General features: G+C 44.5%; 20 protein-coding genes. 10 read left to right on the top strand and 10 right to left on the bottom strand.

Going from position 1 to position 20327, the window contains the following annotated elements; translation table 11 throughout:
- Positions 1-452 precede the first annotated feature (452 nt).
- Both QUA58_RS24020 and QUA58_RS24015 read left to right on the top strand, forming a co-directional pair.
- The gene (locus QUA58_RS24020; protein ID WP_333396385.1) at positions 453-4448 is read left to right on the top strand and encodes a magnesium chelatase subunit H; all 3996 of its coding nucleotides are present in this window, start codon (positions 453-455) and stop codon (positions 4446-4448) included.
- 171 nt (positions 4449-4619) lie between these two features.
- Positions 4620-5279 carry a Uma2 family endonuclease gene (locus tag QUA58_RS24015; RefSeq protein ID WP_333396383.1) on the top strand — a complete coding sequence of 220 codons (660 nt, stop codon included), beginning with the start codon at positions 4620-4622 and terminating at the stop codon, positions 5277-5279.
- 221 nt (positions 5280-5500) lie between these two features.
- Here the strand turns inward: QUA58_RS24015 and QUA58_RS24010 are convergent, their stop codons facing one another.
- Complete coding sequence (locus QUA58_RS24010) at positions 5501-7018, bottom strand: ATP-binding protein (RefSeq protein WP_333396380.1); 1518 nt, start codon at positions 7016-7018, stop codon at positions 5501-5503.
- A 42-nt stretch (positions 7019-7060) separates the two neighbouring features.
- Here QUA58_RS24010 and QUA58_RS24005 point away from each other — a divergent pair, with 42 nt between their 5' ends.
- The 3 genes from QUA58_RS24005 to QUA58_RS23995 all read left to right on the top strand — a co-directional run bounded on the left by QUA58_RS24005 (position 7061) and on the right by QUA58_RS23995 (position 8659).
- Positions 7061-7321, top strand: a complete 261-nt coding sequence (locus tag QUA58_RS24005) for a hypothetical protein (protein WP_333396378.1) — start codon at positions 7061-7063, stop codon at positions 7319-7321.
- Between the two features lie 191 nt (positions 7322-7512).
- Complete coding sequence (locus tag QUA58_RS24000; protein WP_333396376.1) at positions 7513-7695, top strand: hypothetical protein; 183 nt, start codon at positions 7513-7515, stop codon at positions 7693-7695.
- 157 nt (positions 7696-7852) lie between these two features.
- A complete protein-coding gene (locus QUA58_RS23995; protein WP_333396375.1) occupies positions 7853-8659 on the top strand; it encodes a YqaE/Pmp3 family membrane protein in 807 nt (268 codons plus the stop codon).
- A 101-nt stretch (positions 8660-8760) separates the two neighbouring features.
- Here QUA58_RS23995 and QUA58_RS23990 read toward each other — a convergent pair whose 3' ends face one another.
- From QUA58_RS23990 to QUA58_RS23970, 5 genes are all read right to left on the bottom strand, one after another.
- Positions 8761-8988, bottom strand: a complete 228-nt coding sequence (locus tag QUA58_RS23990) for a hypothetical protein (RefSeq protein ID WP_333396374.1) — start codon at positions 8986-8988, stop codon at positions 8761-8763.
- A gap of 101 nt (positions 8989-9089) precedes the next feature.
- Positions 9090-9350 carry a type II toxin-antitoxin system RelE family toxin gene (locus QUA58_RS23985; RefSeq protein ID WP_333196609.1) on the bottom strand — a complete coding sequence of 87 codons (261 nt, stop codon included), beginning with the start codon at positions 9348-9350 and terminating at the stop codon, positions 9090-9092.
- 7 nt (positions 9351-9357) lie between these two features.
- Entirely contained in the window at positions 9358-9561 is a 204-nt protein-coding gene (locus QUA58_RS23980) for a hypothetical protein (protein WP_333396372.1), read from the bottom strand.
- Between the two features lie 171 nt (positions 9562-9732).
- The gene (locus QUA58_RS23975; RefSeq protein WP_333255826.1) at positions 9733-9984 is read right to left on the bottom strand and encodes a type II toxin-antitoxin system RelE/ParE family toxin; all 252 of its coding nucleotides are present in this window, start codon (positions 9982-9984) and stop codon (positions 9733-9735) included.
- Positions 9977-10396, bottom strand: a complete 420-nt coding sequence (locus QUA58_RS23970) for a hypothetical protein (RefSeq protein WP_333396371.1) — start codon at positions 10394-10396, stop codon at positions 9977-9979. Before QUA58_RS23970 ends, QUA58_RS23975 begins: the two co-directional genes overlap by 8 nt.
- 70 nt (positions 10397-10466) lie before the next feature.
- On the opposite strand from QUA58_RS23970, the gene QUA58_RS23965 reads away from it, so the two are divergent.
- Positions 10467-11042, top strand: a complete 576-nt coding sequence (locus QUA58_RS23965) for a Uma2 family endonuclease (RefSeq protein WP_333255822.1) — start codon at positions 10467-10469, stop codon at positions 11040-11042.
- 38 nt (positions 11043-11080) lie between these two features.
- Here the strand turns inward: QUA58_RS23965 and QUA58_RS23960 are convergent, their stop codons facing one another.
- The 3 genes from QUA58_RS23960 to QUA58_RS23950 form a co-directional block, all read right to left on the bottom strand.
- Entirely contained in the window at positions 11081-11464 is a 384-nt protein-coding gene (locus QUA58_RS23960) for a type II toxin-antitoxin system VapC family toxin (protein WP_333255820.1), read from the bottom strand.
- Entirely contained in the window at positions 11457-11720 is a 264-nt protein-coding gene (locus QUA58_RS23955; RefSeq protein WP_333255818.1) for a hypothetical protein, read from the bottom strand. The genes QUA58_RS23960 and QUA58_RS23955 overlap by 8 nt, the downstream gene beginning before the upstream one ends.
- A gap of 326 nt (positions 11721-12046) precedes the next feature.
- Positions 12047-13225 (bottom strand): glycosyltransferase family 2 protein, encoded by a 1179-nt coding sequence (locus QUA58_RS23950; protein WP_333396370.1) that lies wholly within the window; start codon positions 13223-13225, stop codon positions 12047-12049.
- Between the two features lie 160 nt (positions 13226-13385).
- Here QUA58_RS23950 and QUA58_RS23945 point away from each other — a divergent pair, with 160 nt between their 5' ends.
- The 4 genes from QUA58_RS23945 (at position 13386) to glcD (ending at position 18234) form a co-directional block, all read left to right on the top strand.
- Positions 13386-13778, top strand: a complete 393-nt coding sequence (locus QUA58_RS23945; RefSeq protein ID WP_333255815.1) for a transporter — start codon at positions 13386-13388, stop codon at positions 13776-13778.
- Between the two features lie 310 nt (positions 13779-14088).
- Entirely contained in the window at positions 14089-15795 is a 1707-nt protein-coding gene (locus tag QUA58_RS23940; RefSeq protein ID WP_333396366.1) for a hypothetical protein, read from the top strand.
- A 9-nt stretch (positions 15796-15804) separates the two neighbouring features.
- Positions 15805-16689, top strand: coding sequence for a DUF6671 family protein (locus QUA58_RS23935; protein WP_333255811.1), 885 nt, complete (start codon positions 15805-15807; stop codon positions 16687-16689).
- Between the two features lie 69 nt (positions 16690-16758).
- The gene (gene glcD / locus QUA58_RS23930) at positions 16759-18234 is read left to right on the top strand and encodes a glycolate oxidase subunit GlcD (RefSeq protein WP_333255809.1); all 1476 of its coding nucleotides are present in this window, start codon (positions 16759-16761) and stop codon (positions 18232-18234) included.
- A 196-nt stretch (positions 18235-18430) separates the two neighbouring features.
- Here the strand turns inward: glcD and QUA58_RS23925 are convergent, their stop codons facing one another.
- Positions 18431-20248: a PAS domain S-box protein gene (locus QUA58_RS23925; protein ID WP_333396364.1), complete on the bottom strand. Its 1818-nt coding sequence runs from the start codon at positions 20246-20248 to the stop codon at positions 18431-18433.
- Between the last annotated feature and the right edge of the window lie 79 nt (positions 20249-20327).

The following is a 20327-nucleotide window of genomic DNA, read 5'->3' as shown; positions in this document are numbered from 1 at the left end:
CACAAAACAGACGTTATGAAATGGTTTTAAATTCCTGGTAAAATATCAATCTTTGTGACTCAGCAATTATCTAAGTCTTGATTCTGCCTTCAGAAGTTATGCCTTTTTTCCTCAGTTAATTGCTCTATCGCAAGTTTAATCAATTCTACAAAACTTGGAACTTTTTTCAGGATTTCTTTCTCAATCCTTGGTTAATTTTTAATTATTTTAATCCAAATCATGATCTGTATACACATACATAAATTTTTGTCAAGTAAATTTTTGTAAAGTAAATTTGGAGTAGTTGCTCAACGAATTTGTCAAATAATGTAACGAAAAATCGCAATAAATTTGTCGAATTGTGTCATGTGCAAGCTCAAATCGCCCAATGGCCAGCGTTTTCTGGTAAAAATGCTTAGGGGATAAAAAAATTCCCGATTGCCGAAAACAGCATCTTAAAGGAGCCTAACCGGATGTTCACTCACGTCAAGCCCACCATTCGCCACATCGCGCCGGAAAACTTGCAGGGGCGATCGCTCATGAAGGTGGTCTATGTCGTACTGGAACCGCAGTATCAAAGCGCCCTGTCCGCAGCGGTTCGAGCGATAAATAACAAAAATCCGAATCTGGCAATAGAAATCAGCGGCTACCTGATCGAAGAACTCCGCAGCCCGGAAAATTACGAGGCCTTCAAGCGGGATGTGGCCGATGCCAACGTATTTATTGCTTCTCTAATTTTTATCGAAGATTTGGCCGAAAAAGTGGTAGCGGCTGTAGAACCGCTGCGCGACAGCTTGGATGTCGCCGTTGTCTTCCCGTCGATGCCGGGGGTGATGCGCCTGAATAAAATGGGCAGTTTCTCGATGGCGCAGTTGGGACAAAGCAAAAGCGCGATCGGCGAATTCATGAAAAAACGGAAGGAAAAATCCGGGAGTTCCTTCCAAGACGGAATGCTGAAACTGCTGCAAACTTTGCCGAAAGTGCTGAAATATTTGCCTCTTGACAAAGCCCAAGATGCCCGCAATTTTATGCTGAGTTTCCAGTATTGGCTGGGCGGTTCCCAAGAAAACTTGGAGAACTTCCTGCTGATGCTGTCACATAAATATGTCTTCAAAGGCCAGTCACAGCCAACTTTCCAAGAACCTGTTGTCTACCCAGACATGGGAATTTGGCATCCTTTGGCATCGTCCATGTTTGAAGATGTAAAAGCATATCTGACCTGGTTTAATGCCCGTACAGATATTTCTGCCGATCTTAAAGATCCCCTCGCACCTTGCATTGGTTTAGTGTTGCAACGCACTCACTTAGTCACAGGAGATGACGCGCACTATGTAGCAATGGTGCAGGAATTGGAGGCAATGGGCGCGCGGGTTGTGCCGATTTTTGCCGGCGGTTTGGACTTCTCTAAACCTGTTGAGACTTTTTTCTTGGAAGTCGGGGCAAAAGGTGTTACACCTCTGCCGATCGTTGATGCGGTGGTTTCTCTGACTGGTTTTGCTTTGGTGGGTGGCCCGGCGAAACAAGATCACCCGAAGGCGATCGAATCTTTGAAAAAATTAAATTGCCCTTACATGGTGGCTTTGCCGCTGGTTTTCCAAACGACAGAAGAGTGGGAAAATAGCGATTTAGGTTTGCACCCGATTCAAGTTGCTTTGCAGGTTGCGATTCCTGAGTTGGATGGTGCGATCGAACCGATTATTGTGTCGGGACGCGATGGTGCAACTGGCAAGGCGATCGCCCTGCAAGATCGAATTGAAGCAATTTCCCAGCGCGCCATGAAATGGGCAATGCTGCGCCGCAAACCAAAATTAGATAAGAAAGTTGCGATCACAGTTTTCAGTTTTCCTCCCGATAAAGGCAACGTCGGAACAGCCGCTTATTTGGACGTTTTCGGCTCGATTTACGAAGTATTGAAAGCCTTAAAAGGTAACGGTTACGACTTGCCAGAATTGCCGGATTCCGCCGAAAAACTGATGCAGGAAGTCATTCATGACGCAACAGCCCAATACCAAAGTCCCGAATTAAATATTGCTTACCGGATGTCCGTAGCCGAGTATGAGGAATTCACTCCTTACTCGGAACGCTTGCAAGAAAATTGGGGCCCGCCTCCGGGACATTTGAACAGCGACGGACAAAATTTGCTGATTTTCGGCAAACATTTCGGCAACGTGTTTATCGGAGTGCAACCTACTTTTGGATACGAAGGCGATCCGATGCGGTTGTTATTCTCTCGTTCCGCCAGCCCGCACCACGGTTTTGCTGCTTACTACACATATTTGGAGCGCATTTGGGGTGCGGATGCGGTGCTGCACTTCGGCACTCACGGTTCCCTAGAATTCATGCCCGGTAAGCAGATGGGAATGTCTGTGGATTGTTATCCCGACAGTTTGATCGGCAAAATTCCCAACCTCTATTATTACGCCGCCAACAATCCCAGCGAGGCAACAATTGCCAAGCGCCGCAGTTATGCTGAAACAATTTCTTACTTGACTCCTCCGGCGGAAAATGCTGGTTTGTACAAAGGTTTGCAGGAACTCAGCGAGTTGATTGCTTCTTATCAAACTTTGAAGGATACGGGCCGGGGCGTGCCGATTGTGGATGCGATCGTGGAAAAATGCCGTTTGGTAAATTTAGACAAAGATATCGCCTTACCTCCCGAACAGGAAAGAGGCGTTGCTGCGGGGATGACTGCGGAGGAACGGGACAATTTAGTTGGCTTGGTTTACCGCAAGTTGATGGAGATTGAATCGCGGTTGTTACCTTGCGGTTTGCACGTTATCGGTAAGCCGCCGACTGCGGTCGAGGCGATCGCAACTTTGGTAAATATCGCCAATTTAGACCGCGAAGAAGACAACCTGCTAAGCTTGCCGCGAATTATCGCTAACAGTCTGGGACGCGAGATCGAGGAAATTTACACAAATAGCGATCGAGGCATTTTAGTTGATGTCGAATTGCTGCAAAACATCACCCTAGCCTGTCGGGATGCAGTCAGCGCTTTGGTGAAGGAACAAACCGACGCTGAAGGCCGAGTTTCCCTAGTTTCCAAGTTGAATTTCTTCAACATGGGCAAGAAAACACCTTGGATTGATGCCTTGCACGCCGCCGGTTACAAAAAAGTCGATCCAGAACCGATTAAACCGCTGTTTGAGTATCTGGAATTCTGTTTGCAGCAAGTTTGCGCCGACAACGAATTGGGCGCTTTGTTGCGCGCCCTAGAAGGCGAATACATTATCCCCGGGCCCGGCGGCGATCCGATTCGCAACCCAGATGTTTTGCCGACTGGCAAGAATATGCACGCTTTAGATCCGCAGTCAATCCCGACGACAGGGGCGGTCAAGTCTGCTAAAGTTGTCGTTGACAGACTATTAGAAAGACAGCGCACCGATAACGGCGGAAACTATCCCGAAACCATCGCCGTTGTACTCTGGGGAACCGACAACATCAAGACTTACGGCGAATCCCTCGCCCAAGTAATGTGGATGGTGGGAGTGAAGCCAGTACCCGATGCTTTGGGCCGGGTAAACAAACTGGAATTGCTGTCTTTAGAAGAGTTGGGACGGCCTCGAATCGACGTAGTAATTAACTGTTCCGGCGTATTCCGCGACTTGTTCATCAACCAAATGAATTTGTTAGATAAAGCCGTGAAAATGGCAGCGGAAGCAGACGAACCTTTAGAAATGAACTTCGTCCGCAAACACGCATTGAAGCAAGCGGAAGAAATGGGAATCAACCTGCGACAAGCAGCAACCCGCGTTTTTTCCAACGCTTCCGGTTCCTATTCATCTAACGTCAACTTGGCGGTGGAAAACAGCACTTGGGAAACCGAAGCCGAGTTGCAGGAAATGTATTTAACCCGCAAATCCTTCGCCTTTTCTTCCGACAATCCGGGAACTATGGAACAAGACAGGCAGATTTTTGAGTCATCCTTAAAAACTGCTGATGTCACCTTCCAAAACTTAGATTCTGCGGAGATTTCGCTAACCGACGTGTCGCACTATTTCGACTCCGATCCGACTAAATTGATCGGCAGTTTGCGCGCCGACGGGAAGCAACCAACATCCTTTGTTGCTGATACGACGACAGCCAACGCGCAGGTGCGGACGCTATCGGAAACCGTGCGTTTAGATTCGCGGACTAAGCTGCTGAATCCGAAGTGGTACGAGGGGATGTTGTCCCACGGTTATGAGGGCGTGCGGGAGATTTCTAAGCGTCTGGTGAACACGACTGGATGGAGTGCGACTGCGGGTGCGGTGGATAATTGGGTGTATGAGGATGTGAACGGTACGTTTATCCAAGATGAGGAGATGCAGAAGCGTTTGCTTAACTTAAATCCTCATTCGTTCCGCAAGATTGTCAGCACTTTGCTTGAGGTGAATGGCCGGGGTTATTGGGAAACTTCGGAGAGTAATTTGGATCGCTTGCGCGAACTTTATCAGGAGGTGGAAGACCGGATTGAGGGGGTAGAATAGTTCTAAGATTTATGGGGCTGGCAGAAATGTCAGCCTCAACAACTTCTGTAACTAACTGTCTATCTTAGGACTTAGGGAATGTAAACAGGTTTTGGATACGGTCAAGGGCGATCGATCTAATTAAATTAGATCCATTTATAATAGGGTTAAAGTTCTCGTGGAGTATTTACAATGGTTCAAACCCTGGCATACAGTAAAGAAGAGCTTGCAGGTTCTCACCTGGTTTTACAGGATATCAGTTGGGAAACCTACGAACAGTTGTTAGAAATATTTGCGGAACGTTCAACGCCGCGCATGACTTACTATCAGGGAACTTTAGAACTCATGGTACCTTTACCAGAACATGAGAGGTATAGCTGGACTCTCGGTCGGCTAATTGTAGCGCTGTCTGAGGAAATTGGGATTGAAATTATCGGATTAAAATCATCTACTTGGCGTTCGGAACCCAAAAAAGCTGGAAAAGAAGCTGATGAATGTTTTTATATCCAAAATGAAGCTTTAATGCGGGGAAAGTTAACTATCGATCTCAAGAAAGACCCGCCACCAGACTTAGTTGTAGAAATGGATTTGACTAGCTCATCTATCAATAAAATGGCAGTTTATGGGGAACTTAAAGTGCCGGAAGTTTGGATTTGGAAGAAAGGAAAACTAATAATTAACATTTTAACTGATGCGGGTTATGTCGAGTCCGAAACCAGTTTGGCATTTGCCTCGTTTCCTGTCAAAGAACTGGCACAGTTTATGCACCTAGACTCAGAAAAGGGAGAGAATGCGAGAATTAGAGAGTTTCGGGAATGGGTGCGATCGCACTTACAGAACCAGCGACGGTAGGGAAACGGCAGTGCCATTTCCTAGGGATACGGAAACGGCAGTGCCCTTTCCCTACGGATATCGCGTTTATCAACCTGATTTGATATCAATACGGACACGGACACGGCAGTGCCCTTTCCCTACGGATATCGCGTTTATCAACCTGATTTGATATCAATACGGACACGGACACGGCAGCGCCCTTTCCCTACGGATATCGCGTTTATCAACCTAATTTGATATCAGTTAGAAAGATACTGAGTTTTCACATACTGTTTCAGCACCGGATTTAAACTAAACAAAGTTATCTGTTCCTGTTCCTGCGTATCCAATAAAAACCGATTTCCAAGAGATCGCACTGCATTGACTATTTCTGACGGCGAAAAAGGTATTTTGTTGAAAATTTGCGACACAGCAACGGGTTCAGGTTGATTAGCCAGGTGAACCATCACTGCCAATTCCGGCGGAGTCAAACGCCCAAAAGGTTGAGATAACTGAGATTGCAACCCTTCATCTAAAATCGGCATCTCGCACTGCAAAAACTCAGAAACTCTTCCCCCAAACAACTCTTGAATCAGCGTTGCAGTCAACTCCAACCACAGAGGATTTCCTTGATAAATATCAATCAAAGTTGACCATGTTTCCTGATCGGATAACTTTTGTGAGTTCAAAATCTCTTTAGCTGCTACTCCTAAGCTTCCCAATACAAAACATCGCACGGGATGATTATCTTTTGATAATCTGGCAATTTCTCTGGGTTTTTCCCAACTATTCAATATCAAACAACTTTGATGACAAACTTCGGCAATTAGTTTAAAAAATAACTGATAATCTTCATATCCAGTTTTATATGGTCCCGCTAGTTGTCCGCTGCCCAAAAGCATCTGCACGTCATCGAGGACAATCAGACATCGGTATTTTCGCAGGTAATCGAGGATGTGGGAAATTTTTGTTTCGATGTTTTGGGGAATTTCTGATGGTTGGGAAAAGATTTGCAGCAGGTTGGTGAGGGTTGCATCGAGGGTTGGGGAAAAGCGGAGGCTGCGATAGAGGACGTAATCGAATTGGGTTTTGATGCGATCGATCAGGCTTAGGGAGAGGGTTGTTTTGCCGATTCCGCTGATTCCGAGGAGTGCGATCAGGCGTGTGTGTTCCTGTGTTATCCAGTTTTCGAGGGTGGAGAGTTCAGAAGTGCGATCGAAAAAGGTGAATATTTCCGGTGCGTCGCCTAAGTCAATTTGGGGTTGTTTAGAAGTTGGTTGGGGGTTTTGGGGTTCTGTTGGACTTCTCGCCCTTTCTTGACAAATGTTGAGGTTGTTAATCGCTACATAATCTCTACCTACTCTACCGATAGCTGATGAAAAGTTATCAAATTTCGCTTTTTCTAATATTGCTCTAAAATTTCTTTTAGTAATATCTTCTCCCAATCCCTCTGAGAATATTTGCCATAATTCCGAACCGATATCTCTTGTATGGCCTTCACTGGAATGAGTCGCTTCAGCAATTTCTGGGTATGTTCGACCTTGGAATGTCCCTTCAAGGATAGCTTTTTGCAGATAGTCTATATGTTCTCCCGTCTTGGCGAAGATTAGCTCGTCTGCGAGTTTTAATACTTCTGCGATTTCCATAGGTCTGTCGTGTGCGGGGATTTGTCGTATTATATCCGATCTTTCCGACATTTCCGACAAGATTCCGACATTTCCGATCTGCTTGTCTGGTGAAAGTGCCGACATTTCCGATTTTACCAAATCTTTTGGCATAGTACACTGATGTATCAGATGAGTAAAAAGTAATCAAAAAATATGAGCCAAACGTGGGAACCGGCGGGAGATGGTGTGCATGAGTACCAGCAAGCAAATAATCCAAAACCGGATGGTACTTACACAATTGTAGTACGTCCAATCGATCAATCAACTAGATATCCCCACGTCACCTTTGAATATAATCCAACAACTGGTGACATAACTTATGACCATTTTTCTTTGAGTAAGAAAAAGCGTAGTGGAACAGAAGAAAATGTACAAATTGCAATAGCCTACTTAAAAAATGAAGGCATTTTATAAAGGTGCGTTAGTTATATTCTCTATAAATAGCTAGTAGATATCTAACAGGATGCGATCACACTTTCGAATCTACTATTCGGTAATGGGAAGAATGGGAGAGGGTGCAGGGGTGATGCTTCACCAAACCTGCTAGTCAGAGTTCAGTTAATACTGAGATTGAGTTGAATATTACAAATATCAATGGAGTAGTTATGGCTAGAAAACACATGGGTACAGTTAAAACGCCGACAGATTCTTCTTACGATTATTATTGGGACGAGGATACTGGGGAAGTATATGTTAGCAATGAATCTGCTGGTAGAGCCTCATCCGCTGAGGAAGCTTGGCGTAAAGCGAATTTCTACGCAACTACGCTTCAGAAATTCAAGGATTGATTGAGAAAAGTTGCGATCGCCCACATTTACAGGAAAAGTTAAAGGTTGGGCGATCGCTCCCTCGAATCTACTATGCGGTAGTGGAAAGGATGGGAGAGGGTGTAGGGGGCGATGCTTCATCTCAGTATTATTAATAATTTAAAATTGGAGTATAAACATGAGCGATCTTAAGAAAAGACCCGTTCAGACTAGCCACGTAGTCGCTGCGATTTTTTTCCCCCCGCTGGCCGTATATTTGACGGTTGGGCTTGGCACTCAGTTTTGGATAAACCTGGTGCTCACATTCTTTTTTACATGGATTCCCGGAGTTATCCACGCTGTTTGGCTGATTTTTAATCACAATGCCTTAGTTAATAAAAATGAAAATGAAACTTCTAGTCTTCCTAATCGTAATGAAATAAGATACCCGACTATTGATGAAAGTCAACTGAATGACGATCTGAGTTCAGCAGTAGGGATAGATTATCGAAACCTGCGGAATTGTCTAGCAGTTAAAGATTTTGAATCCGCTAATAAGGAAACTAAATCTATTTTTGAAAAAATTTCCTATACAGACCTTAACCTACGCGATCCCGATCCTGAAAAAACGAAAATACCAAGAATTCCTTGCACAGATATATGTACTATAGACAGGCTGTGGGTCAAATACAGCGAAGGACGTTTTGGTTTTAGTGTTCAATTTATAATTTGGAATGATATTTATCTTCGTCTTTACAATGAGAAAGAAGAATTTAACAGGCGAGAAAAAATTGAAAGTAGCGACGGCGAACTTAACTTCTTAGCTCAGTTCGATGCCTTGCGTAAATTCTATGACATAATAGGATGGGAATCAGACAATTATCGTCTAATTTATCAAGAGTCAGCACCAAAGGGTCATTTACCCGCCATATTCTGGCATAGTAATACAAATCATTACTATACTATGGTAGGCTTGTTTATTCGACTTATGAGCTGTCTTGAGTAGAAAAAAAGATACCTAGGCTCACTCAACACATCGCCCAACTTAATCAAATGGAGTCAACATTCTTAACCCATCAACGCGCTTAAAATCCTCAGCATTGCGAGTTACCAAGACGCTTCTCTAAGTTGCAACTGGAATTCCAAAGCATCCACACGATACGGCAAAAAACCTCGCCATCTCTTTAAATTTTTCCTGGGCAATCTTTCACTGCTACCCTGAGTCTGGGTTGTTACCCGATCGCGCATCAAAGCTGACAATACTTCTAAAAGCTGCTGTTGCTCGTCAGGAGTGAGACTTTGAGCCTGACTCAGTACCTCGTTATAAGTAGACATAGGCTTTATGTTGAGATTTTTTGGCTGATTGTTATTATAGCAATTTAGGATCGAAGGAAGCGCGATCGCCCTTTTCGTCATAAAGTGCGATCGCCCTTCAGTTAATCATAAATTTCTCTCCGGTGTCCAATCTGGTGAATAGTAATCACATTTAAATCATCATCAAAAGAATAAATTACCCGATAATCACCCACTCTTAACTTAAAGAAACCTGCCAGATTAGCCGACAACGGCATAGGAGTAATTTGTTCAAAATTTTCAGCCAACCAATTGATTTTATTACCTATACGCTCCCGCACAGGCTGAGTCAATCTTTCTTGGTTAACCAGAGCTTCTGCTGTCAACTCAACCAAATAGCTCATTACGCCTTCATGCCGAGTTTTTGATAAACTTCCCCAGCTTCGATGCTGCTTTCTCTTGCTTGCGCTTCATTGACTCTAACAATTTCAGCTTGACTTCTTCCTTAACTTCTAAACCTGCATCAGGATCGCCCAAATATTCTTCTAAGCATTGTTCAACGGTATGCCGAATCAAGTCCCGCAGTTGCTCAACTGTCATATCTTTGACTTGCATATTAATCTCCTAGTCTGTGGGATTATCGATAAATTATAGCAACTTTAGGAGCGCCAAACCCAATCAAACTGATTTTGGCTCAAAGAAAGTGCGATCGACCATTTCTTACCAAAGTGCGCCCATGTCTTGCCAAAGCGCGATCGCCCTTATCGTCCTAAAGTGCGATCGCCCTTATTTATAGATATCACCGCGAGAACCAATCAGAGTCACAATATATACCTCATTATCCGTATCTTCTACAAAAAGTATCCGATATTTACCCACTCGCAGCCAGAACTCAAGACGACCTTTGAGAGGCTTAATGTCAAGTCCTGTCGAGTCTGTCACCAGCGCATCTAAAGCCTTAACAATACGGACTCGATCGTCCAGTTGCATCAGTTGTAAATACCGCTGTGCTGATTTTAGGAGAATGTAGTCAGTCACTTTTTTCTCCGAACAGCTTCAACTTAAGTTCTTTTGATGAGATTCCCCGATCGCGCCCCGCGAAATAATCTGCCAATGCTGCTTGACTTTCCGCTATTTCTTCTGCTGAAATCACATCATCATCGCCTTCAACTTCAACCCCCTGATGAATGATCTTTCTCAATTCCTCTAATAATCGGAGTTGGTCAGTCAGTGCGAGGCGTTGAACTTGAGTTAGTACCTCATTATAAGTCGGCATAGACTTTTTGCTGGTATTTTTTAGCTCTAATTCTAATATAGACTGATTTTGGCTGGAAGTGCGATGGTCTTTTCTTCCCAAAGTGCGACCTTTTCTTCCCAAAGTGCGAGCGCCCTTTTCTTCCCAAAGTGCTCGCGCCCAAACCGACCGCTCAATTTTGATTAGATAGAACATCGCCCTCAAGACTTACTTGATATGCTACAATCCTTAATAAAGGTCGTTTAGCCCACGATAAAATACCGCTATGACTACCCTCACCCTCAACCTCAACCCCATCATTAAGCTGACAGACGAACAGTTTTTTCAGCTTTGTCAGGAAAATGAGAATATTAGACTGGAACGAACAGCGAAAGGAGAACTAATTATCATGTCACCAGCAGGAGGAGAGACTGGAAACAGCAATGCAGGATTAACAGCACAGACTTGGATTTGGAACGAGCAAAATAAACTCGGTAAAGTGTTTGATTCCTCAACTGGATTCAAACTCCCTAATGGTGCAAATAGAGCGCCTGACGCTGCATGGGTCACATTAGAACGCTGGAATGCTCTTACTGCCGAACAAAAAAATAAATTTCCTCCCATTTGTCCTGATTTTGTAGTCGAGTTAATGTCTCCGAGCGATAGTTTGAAAGAAACTCAGGATAAGATGAAAGAGTATCGAGATAATGGTGCGCGTTTGGGTTGGTTAATTAACCGCAAGTCTCGACAAGTTGAAATTTATCGTCAGGGCGCAGAAGTTGAATTGCTGTCGTCGCCTGCTACTTTATCAGGTGAAGATATTCTTCCCGGATTTATGCTGAGTCTTGAGTCGATTTGGTAAAGGGCGATCGCCCTTATCTTCCTAAAGTGCGATCGCGCTTAACTACCTAATTCAGCCTCAAACGGGTTAATCAGAGTCAGTTCAGCAATCCATTGAAAATCCTCTATATTTCGCGTCACTAGAGTCAAACCGTACACCAAAGCGGTTGCTGCAATAATAGCATCGCCAAGTGTCATCTTCCTCATTTGTCGCAGTGTCACAGCGCGATCGAGTACAGCTTGGGAAATAGGTAAAACCTCAACCACCCCAAAAAATTCCTCAAAGTATAGGCGAGACTCTTGAGTTAGTCGGTGATAGCCGAGAACTTCAACATAACTAACTGCTGATAATGCTATTTCGATCTCGCGAATAAACTGCCGAATCTGGGTGTGTTCTGGTTGAGAAGCGTAGATAATAATGTTACTATCAGTAGCATCATTCATCCCTACCAGGAAGCGGACGATCTTGACGCATCTCTCGCGGCCACGCAACCGGAGCTGTGACTTCAGCAAAAGTCTGACTCGCCGCCAGTTTTTCCAATATTTCAACTATTTTTTGACGGCGACATTCTGCACTTATACTAGACTTTTCCTTTAACAAAGTCACATAAACTTTCAGCGGGCGATCGCTCTGTTGCGGAGCATCGTTCGTCCACTCTAACAGCTTTCCTTTCAGTAGAGCCTCAAATGTGCGTAGCATAATCGATACCAGCTTCTCTCTGACTTTTATATCATAGCTCTCTGACGGAATTTTTCGCAAATCTCAGTCTGTGTGGCGCGTGAAGCGAAGCTATCCCCTAGGGAATCGCCCTTTTCTCCCAAACAGCCTGAAGCGCTGCTATCCCGTAAGGAATCGCCCTGCCATCAATCCTAAATATTCCCTAGCCTTCAACTCAATTTTTTTCCGATTCTGACTCGGTTGACTCCTGCCAAATCTCACACAGCATTCTTGGCACTCACACCTTAATTTTATATCATAAATTACCACCAAATAATGTATAACTTATCGACAAAATTGATTTTCTTCTATCGCCGTTTCAAACTCAGCACACTGAGAAAAAAGCTCGATAGCACCATCTGCAAGCCCACAGTCAGGCAAGTGAGCGAAGGAATAACTAAACGCAGAGTTTTAGAAGGATCGAGAGAACCGAAAGCTGTTTCGCTCCAGATAGTTAATGACAAAAACGACCCAACTATGCCAATTAAAATTAGCGTGACTCCGACCATCAATCCGGTCTCTAAGCTAACATATCGAAATATTTTATTTAGTTTCGGGTCTTCGGGCAGCAGTTTCTCGCTGATGGCGAACACTTTGGTGAAGAAAGCGAAAGTTACTGCTTGAAAACCGACGATAATTGCGATCGAACTATAAAGCAGCGTGTGTACGTCAAAGCTGATTCCTCCGATTTTTTGAGTACCGGGCAACAGCCAAATGCTAACAATTAGGCCCAAAATCATCAGCGCAGTACCGGGATACAGAAACAGCCACCGGGGACTGTAAAGCAGCAAAAATCGGAGGTGGCGCCAGCCATCTCGCCAAGTTCGCAGGTGCGGCGGGCGCGAGCGGCCGTCGGGAGAGAGTACCGTTGGGACTTCAGCGATCCCCAACTTGTACAGAGAGGCTTTGACAACCATTTCGCTAGCAAATTCCATCCCCGTTGTTTGCAAGTCCAGTTTCAAAATAGAGTCTCTCCTGAAACCCCGCAACCCGCAGTGAAAGTCGCCGGCCGGACTTGAGAAGAATAGCTGCCCAACCCACGTCAGCACCGGATTTCCTAAATATTTGTGCAGCGGCGGCATTGCCCCCGGTTTGATGCCCCCTTGAAAGCGGTTTCCCATCACTAAATCGCACCCTCCCCGCAATTTTTCGACAAAAGCGCCGAGGTTGGAAAAGTCGTAGCTGTCGTCAGCGTCGCCCATGATAATATAGACTCCGCGCGCCCCTATGATGCCTCCCATCAGGGCGCTGCCGTAGCCTTTGGCTGCTACGGGTATGACTCGGGCCCCCATTCTGGTGGCGATATCTTGAGAACCGTCAGTGCTGCCATTGTCTGCTATGATGACTTCGCCGGCAATATTAAGGTCGCGCAGAGACTTCTGTGCCTTCTCTATGCAGATTTCTAAAGTTTCTGCCTCGTTAAGGCAGGGCATGAGTATTGAAAGTTCGAGGGTGTATTCCGTGCTGATGTTGGTCTGCTCTGCCATAGGTTTTTTCCACTGTTGCTGGCGATCGATAATACTTGCTTTTCCAGTATGTATGCTTAAAATAGGGGTGGCTAACAAAATTCAATAAAACTTAATCAAAGCTGTTAAGGCGAGTTTTTTGTCGGCAATTTTCGCGCTGTCGTATTAGGTATGTGAATTCATGAATAGAGGCGTTTTTCTGGTTTTGCTCGCTGCTATTTTGTGCAGCGTTGTGGGTCAATTTAGTCTGAAGGCAGGAGCTAAAATCTTAGGGCCCATCGGCGCTGCTAATTTAGTAGAAAAAGTTATGGCAATGGCAACTCAGCCTTTGATAGTTGCAGGTCTGTGTTTGTATGCAGTTTCTTCGATCGGCTTTATCGTAGTTTTGTCTCGCGCCAACATTAGCATAGTCTCGCCTTTACTGTCAATTAGTTACTTGTTTACTGTTTTGGGCGGCAAAATTGTATTTAACGAGCCTTTGCCGCCGCTGCGGTTAGTAGGCGTGGCCCTGATTATGACGGGAGTAATTTTTGTACTCAGAGGTCAAGCTGGGGGAGTGGCTGGGGGCAGTTAGCAATTTGTCGCTTGTGACGACACTTGAGTGCTGAGTTGATAATTTATTAAGTCAAAGGGTGCGTCTGAGCGTTACCTTCTAAATCGATACTGAGGTCACAATTATGAATTCATACTTTCTCTCCTTTGCATGGGGAATTTTCATTCTGATCTCCCTCATCGGCTGGGGTGGAGCAATCAATCGCATCCTTTTTCCCAAGCATAGGGTTGACTGGGGACAAAGAGCCGCTTGGGGGATGGCTTGGAGTATGTGCTTTGGGGGAGTATTGAATGTTACTTGGACTATTTCGCAAACCACAGTTTTAATTTACTTGGCGTTAGGATTTATATATTGGCTGAGCGATTTTTACAATATTAGAAATTTATTCATCAATTCGCTATCTGAGATTCGGTTAGATCGTAGCCACTGGCTATTTATTTTAGGTATTTTTGCAGTCGTATTTCTGAATCTTTGGCACTATGCAGGCTCGGTTTACAGTCTAAATTTCCAAGGCTTAGACGATTACCATGCCTATTTTGTATATCCACATAAGATGCTACAAATGGGATCTTTGGGCCCAGATCCGTTCAGCGAAAGAAGGCTGTCTTCCCTGGGAGGACACCCTTTCTTGCAGACCTTCGTTCTCAGCGCGCTCGGAAACGAAAATCTCCATCTAATCGATCCCGGCGTTTCCTTCCTAATATCAGTAGGACTTCTTTTAGGTTATTTCAAGGATAAAAATCTTCGCAAAGAAGCAGCAATTTTATTGCTTTTTATTTTCCTTTGCATATATTATCCTCAGTTAAATACCAGCAGTACAGTAACGGGAACAGCAATGTTTTTAAGCTTGTTCAGAAGTCTTGACTGGGAAGAGATGGAGAGCAGCCGCTGGATTCCTAATGCTTGTATTGTAGCTTTAGTCACAGCGGGTGTCTGGTCTTTGAAAACCAGCTTGATTCCGGCTTGTACCATTCTAGTTATTGCAAGCTACTTTTTTTACATTTTAGGAGCAAAGGGCGATCGCCGAACTGCTGCCTCCGAATGTTTACTAGCTGGAATATTAACTTTACTGCTGCTTTTGCCCTGGATGATTTCCATGTACCAATCATCAGGAACTTTACTTTACCCGCTATTGGGCAAGGGATATCACGGATCGGCTTACGGAACTTATTTACACAAAAATTTTACGCTCGTGCAAGCGTTAAAAGTTAGTATTGGCTCGGTAATAAATGTGTACGGAGTTTCGGTAGGATTGCTGGGTTTTGCTATCCTTCGCTGGCGCAATTGGACAATATCCGGTCGCGAAGCACCTCTATCTTTTTTGATAAGTGCTGCGGTCGTAATGCCTATTATAGGGTTGTCTACTGGAGGAACTGACAGTTATCGGTACGGGTTTCCTGTTATTTCGGCAGCAATAATTGTATTGATGACAGGAGCTTTTATTCAAACTGAAGCGGGAGAAAAAAGCAAATTATCTAATACTGCTCCTGTACTGATTGCTATGGTTGTGGCTGGCATAATGATTGGCAATAACAGCAACAGCCTTAAATTGAGATATTCGGAATTTGCAGGTAACATTAAATCCGGCATAAATAATGTAGCTTTGGTATCTGATCAGCAGATTGCTCAACATATCAAAATGCAGCAGTCAATTGCTGAAGGAGAAACACTTTTAACAAGACTTGAAAGACCTTTTTTACTGGATTTTAAGCGGAATAAAATCTTGCTGGCAGATTGGCCGGGCGGAGCGAGTCCTCCCCCCGGTATGCCGTTATTCAAAGGCAGTGAACCCTTGGCTGACTATTTAACTTCACAATCTATTAGATATGTAGCGTATTCTTATGCAAAGGAAGCAGCATATTCAAAAAGTTTTCTTTCATCAAGTATTAGTACCGAAAATACTTGGCTGAGAAATCAAGCGGAGAACGCTTGGGATTTTCAAGCAAATTTAAAAGAACTAGGCAATAATCGCCAAAGATTATATGACGATGGGGATATTTTTGTTCTGGATTTGTTAAGTCGTAAAAAACTCAAATAATCGGATTATATGTCTAATATTTCTGAGCCTGTGAATTCCCATCAATTATTGAGCGATCGCACGGCTGTTATTGCTACAATGCACCAAAAAGAACGGGTGATTACTCCCATTTTGAAACGAGAATTGGGCGTAAATATCCTAGTACCTGCGGAGCTTGACACGGACGCATTCGGCACCTTCACCAGAGAAGTTAAACGCTTAGGAACTCAAATAGAAGCGGCTCGCCATAAAGCACAAAAAGCCCTAGAAATTGCGGGCGAAACTCTTGCCTTTGCCAGCGAAGGTACTTTCGGCCCTCACCCGATGATGCCGTATCTGCCAGCTAATAGAGAAATTGTGCTGTTATTAGATCGAGCCAACAATCTAGAAATAATCGGCGAATCTTTGTCCGTGGAAACTAACTACAGTCACCAGTTAGTTTCTAGTATCGAAGAAGCAGATGATTTTGCTAAAAAAGCTGGATTTACCGAACACGCAATGGTGGTTATAGTGGGCGACGCTGCTAAAGGAAATGGAGAAATTATTAAGGGAATAACTACTGAAAAGCAGTTGTTTGACGCGGTGACAGCAGGCTTAAGAAAATCGTCAACCGGCCGAGTTCACATCGAAACAGATATGCGGGCGATGTACAATCCAACTCGGATGAAAAACATCGAAAATGCAACTCTGGATTTAGTTAAAAAATTCAAGCAATTCTGCCCCGATTGCGGTTGGCCGGGATTCGATATTGCTGAGACGAAAATCGGATTGCCCTGCGGACTTTGCTATTTTCCGACTCAGCTAGCGCGATCGGCAATCTATAAATGCAAAAACTGCGGTTATACTAAAGAAAAACTATTTCCAGACGGTCGAGAGACTGCCGATCCTTCCCTGTGTCAATATTGCAACCCTTAGAAAAATAATTGCACAAAAATAGTAAAGTTTGCAACAATATTATTGAGAGTTCCCTAATAAAAGTTACTAATGATAGCTGTAGAAACCGAACGCAACTGGAAACCCGTTATTAAAGAATTCGAGGCTGTAGTCGGCAAAAACGGCGTGGTAAAGCGCCGCGAAGAATTGATTGTCTACGAGTGCGACGGGCTAGCCAGCTACCGCCAGCGGCCAGCTTTGGTGGTATTGCCGCGCACTACCGAGGAAGTGGCAAATGTGGTCAAAATATGCGATCGCAATTCCATTCCCTGGGTAGCCAGAGGCGCAGGCACCGGGCTTTCTGGCGGCGCTTTACCCGTAGAAAACTGCGTGCTGATTGTCACAGCCCTGATGCGAAAAATCCTGAAAGTAGACTTAGAAAACCAGCAAGTAGTCGTACAACCGGGAGTAATTAATAACTGGGTAACGCAAGCAGTTAGCGGTGCAGGTTTCTACTACGCACCAGATCCTTCCAGTCAAATTATTTGTTCGATTGGCGGCAACGTTGCCGAAAATTCTGGCGGCGTTCACTGCCTTAAATATGGAGTAACAACCAATCACGTTTTAGGATTAAAATTGGTACTTCCTGACGGTTCAATTGTCGATGTCGGCGGCGAAATTCCCGAAATGCCTGGTTACGATTTAACAGGTGTATTTGTCGGTTCCGAAGGCACTTTAGGCATCGCCACGGAAGTTACTTTGCGAATCCTGAAAGCGCCGGAATCGATTTGCGTTCTGTTGGCGGATTTTCCTAGCATAGAAGCAGCGGGCGAATCGGTTTCCGATATTATCAGCGCTGGGATTATTCCAGGCGGCATGGAAATCATGGACAATATCAGCATCAATGCTGTAGAAGATGTAGTAGCAACAGGATGTTATCCCCGCGATGCGGCGGCAATTCTGCTCGTAGAAATCGACGGTTTAGAAGTGGAAGTAGCTACAAACAAACAGCGAATTGCTGATATTTGCAAGCAAAATGGAGCGCGAAATATCACTACGGCCCATGACCCGGAAACGCGGATGAAAATTTGGAAAGGGCGGAAAGCTGCTTTTGCAGCGGCGGGTCATCTCAGCCCGGATTATTACGTGCAAGACGGCGTAATTCCGCGCACGCAAATGGCTTATGTTTTGAAAGAAATTGAGGGTTTGAGCGAGAAATACGGCTACCGGATTGCGAATGTATTTCACGCGGGAGATGGTAATTTGCACCCGCTGATTCTGTACGATAACTCGGTAAAAGGTGCGCTGGAAAAGGTGGAAGAATTGGGCGGGGAAATTCTCAGGCTTTGCGTGAAAGTTGGGGGAAGTCTTTCCGGGGAACACGGCATCGGCGCTGACAAGAAGTGTTTTATGCCGGATATGTTTTCGGAGGTAGATTTGGAGACGATGCAGTGGGTGCGTCAGGTGTTTAATCCGAAAGGTTTGGCGAATCCTGGGAAGATGTTCCCGACGCCGAAGACTTGCGGGGAAGCGGCGAGGGCTAAGGTTGAAACTTTTAAGAAGTTGGAGGGTGCAGAGGTTTTTTAATTCGCTATTTATGCGGGTAAGGTGAGCCGAAAAGCACCTGACAATTCTCTCTACAATGGGGATGCAAAGCCTCTAAGTATGCGTTACCAGCCTGATTCGGGTAACGAGAAAAAACGATTTTTCTCGTTTTTTAGGAGTGCGATCGTCCGGCTTGCTTATAGAGCAAGTTGGTAAGGCCCGCAATGGGGACGCCGTGCTAATGTGCGATCGGCATTTTGATAGTAAATTCCGTGCCCTTGCCCAATTCGGAACTACAATATAGTTCGCCGTTGTGTCTTTCTACAATAATTTGATAGCTAATTGACAAACCCATTCCCGTGCCTTTGCCAATGGGTTTGGTAGTAAAAAAGGCATCAAATATGCGCTGCTTGATTTCCTCAGTTATTCCCGGGCCGTTGTCGGCAATTTTAATTTCTACAAAATTGCCGACAACTTCCGTAAAAATCCTAATTTGGCTGACATTTTCTGGCATTTCTTGACAAGTTCGCCTACTGTTCGCATCATCTAAAGCATCCATCGCATTGCTGAGAATATTCATAAAAACTTGATTGATTGGCCCCGCAAAACACTCAACAGGCGGCAATTCTCCGTATTGTTTTACAATTTGAATAGGTAACATTTCTCCATTTCCTTTCAAACGGTGATTGAGAATTAACAGCGTGCCGTCAATACCTTCGTGGAGGTTAATGGGTTTCATCTGTGAATCGTCGTGCCGTGAAAAGTTCCGCAGCGACTGCACAATCTGGCAAATTCTATCGACGCCAACGCTCATTGAAGACAGTATTTGGGGTAAATCTTCAGCTAAAAAATCGAGATCTTTTTCTTCTCTTTCCTGTTGAATTTCCTCGACTGGATTAGGATAGTGATGTTCGTACAGTTCGAGGTGGTGAAATAAGTCTTGAGTATAATTTTTGAGATGAGCGAGATTGCCGTGAATGAAGCTCACTGGGTTGTTGATTTCGTGAGCGACGCCGGCAATTAGCAATCCCAAACTCGACATTTTTTCGCTCTGAACTAATTGGGAATGAGTGGTTTTAAGTTTGTTAAGTGCGGCGGCTAGTTGAGCTGCTTGTTCTCTGCTTTGTGCTTCGGAATTATGCAATGCTTCTTCGGCTTGTTTGCTCTGGGTGATGTCTCTCTGTACGCCAATAAAATGAGTTAATTTGCCAGTTCTATCGCGCACGGGAGATATTGAGAAACAATTCCAGAAAGTTGTTCCGTCTTTGCGGTAATTCTTTAATATTACCTTGCATTCGCTCTTTGTTTGCAAGGCTTGGCGAATTATTTCTACTGCCACCGGATCGGTATCGCTTCCCTGCAAAAATTGGCAGTTTTTACCGATAATTTCCTGCCGCCGATAACCTGTCATGCTTTCAAATGCGGGATTGCAATAAATAATTGGATGTTCTGGGTGAGTGGCGTCAGAAATCGTAACTCCGGTGCTAGTAGCTGCTATAGCTCGATCGTACAACCAAAGCATTTCTTCTGCGCGCTTGCGATCGGTAATGTCCCGCAGCGTAGCTAAATAAGCCATTTCTCCATCCCATTCCGTTTCCACCACCCGCATTTCTACTACAGCATTTGCTTTTTGCTTGCGAATAGCTTCAACTTCTGTTTGCACGACGCGAGTTCCTGGTGCTTCTGTTTTTCCAACTTGGGGAATAATATCCGTCGCCATCTCAATGTCGCAAGCTGAAACTTCTACTACTAAATTGCCAAAAAATGCTTGCCCTAGAAGTTCCTCTGCGGTGCAGTTAAACAGTGCTTCTGCTGACGGGTTGGCAAAACAAATAAGTCCTAGCTTGTTGACGATTGCGATGCCGTCAGCATTTTTTTCGATCACATTCCGAAACCGATATTCGCTAGCTTTCAAATCCTGCTGTAGCTGTTCCATTGCTCGCTCCATCTGCTGCATTTCGCACAGACTAAGACTATAAGCTTCTGAAATGTTGGCCTGTGTCGAGTTCTCGGCTGATTTTTTGGGCATTTCTTGGTAGTTTGTTCTATTGGTCATGTTTGTAGCCATGTTTTTCTGGTTCCTGCTAATATTACTGAGCTTATTTTCTGGATCGGCTTCTTGAAAAAACCTATTT

Source organism: Microcoleus sp. N9_A1, assembly GCF_036701795.1.
Lineage (GTDB): Bacteria > Cyanobacteriota > Cyanobacteriia > Cyanobacteriales > Microcoleaceae > Microcoleus.
This window is presented reverse-complemented; position numbering and strand designations above follow the sequence as displayed.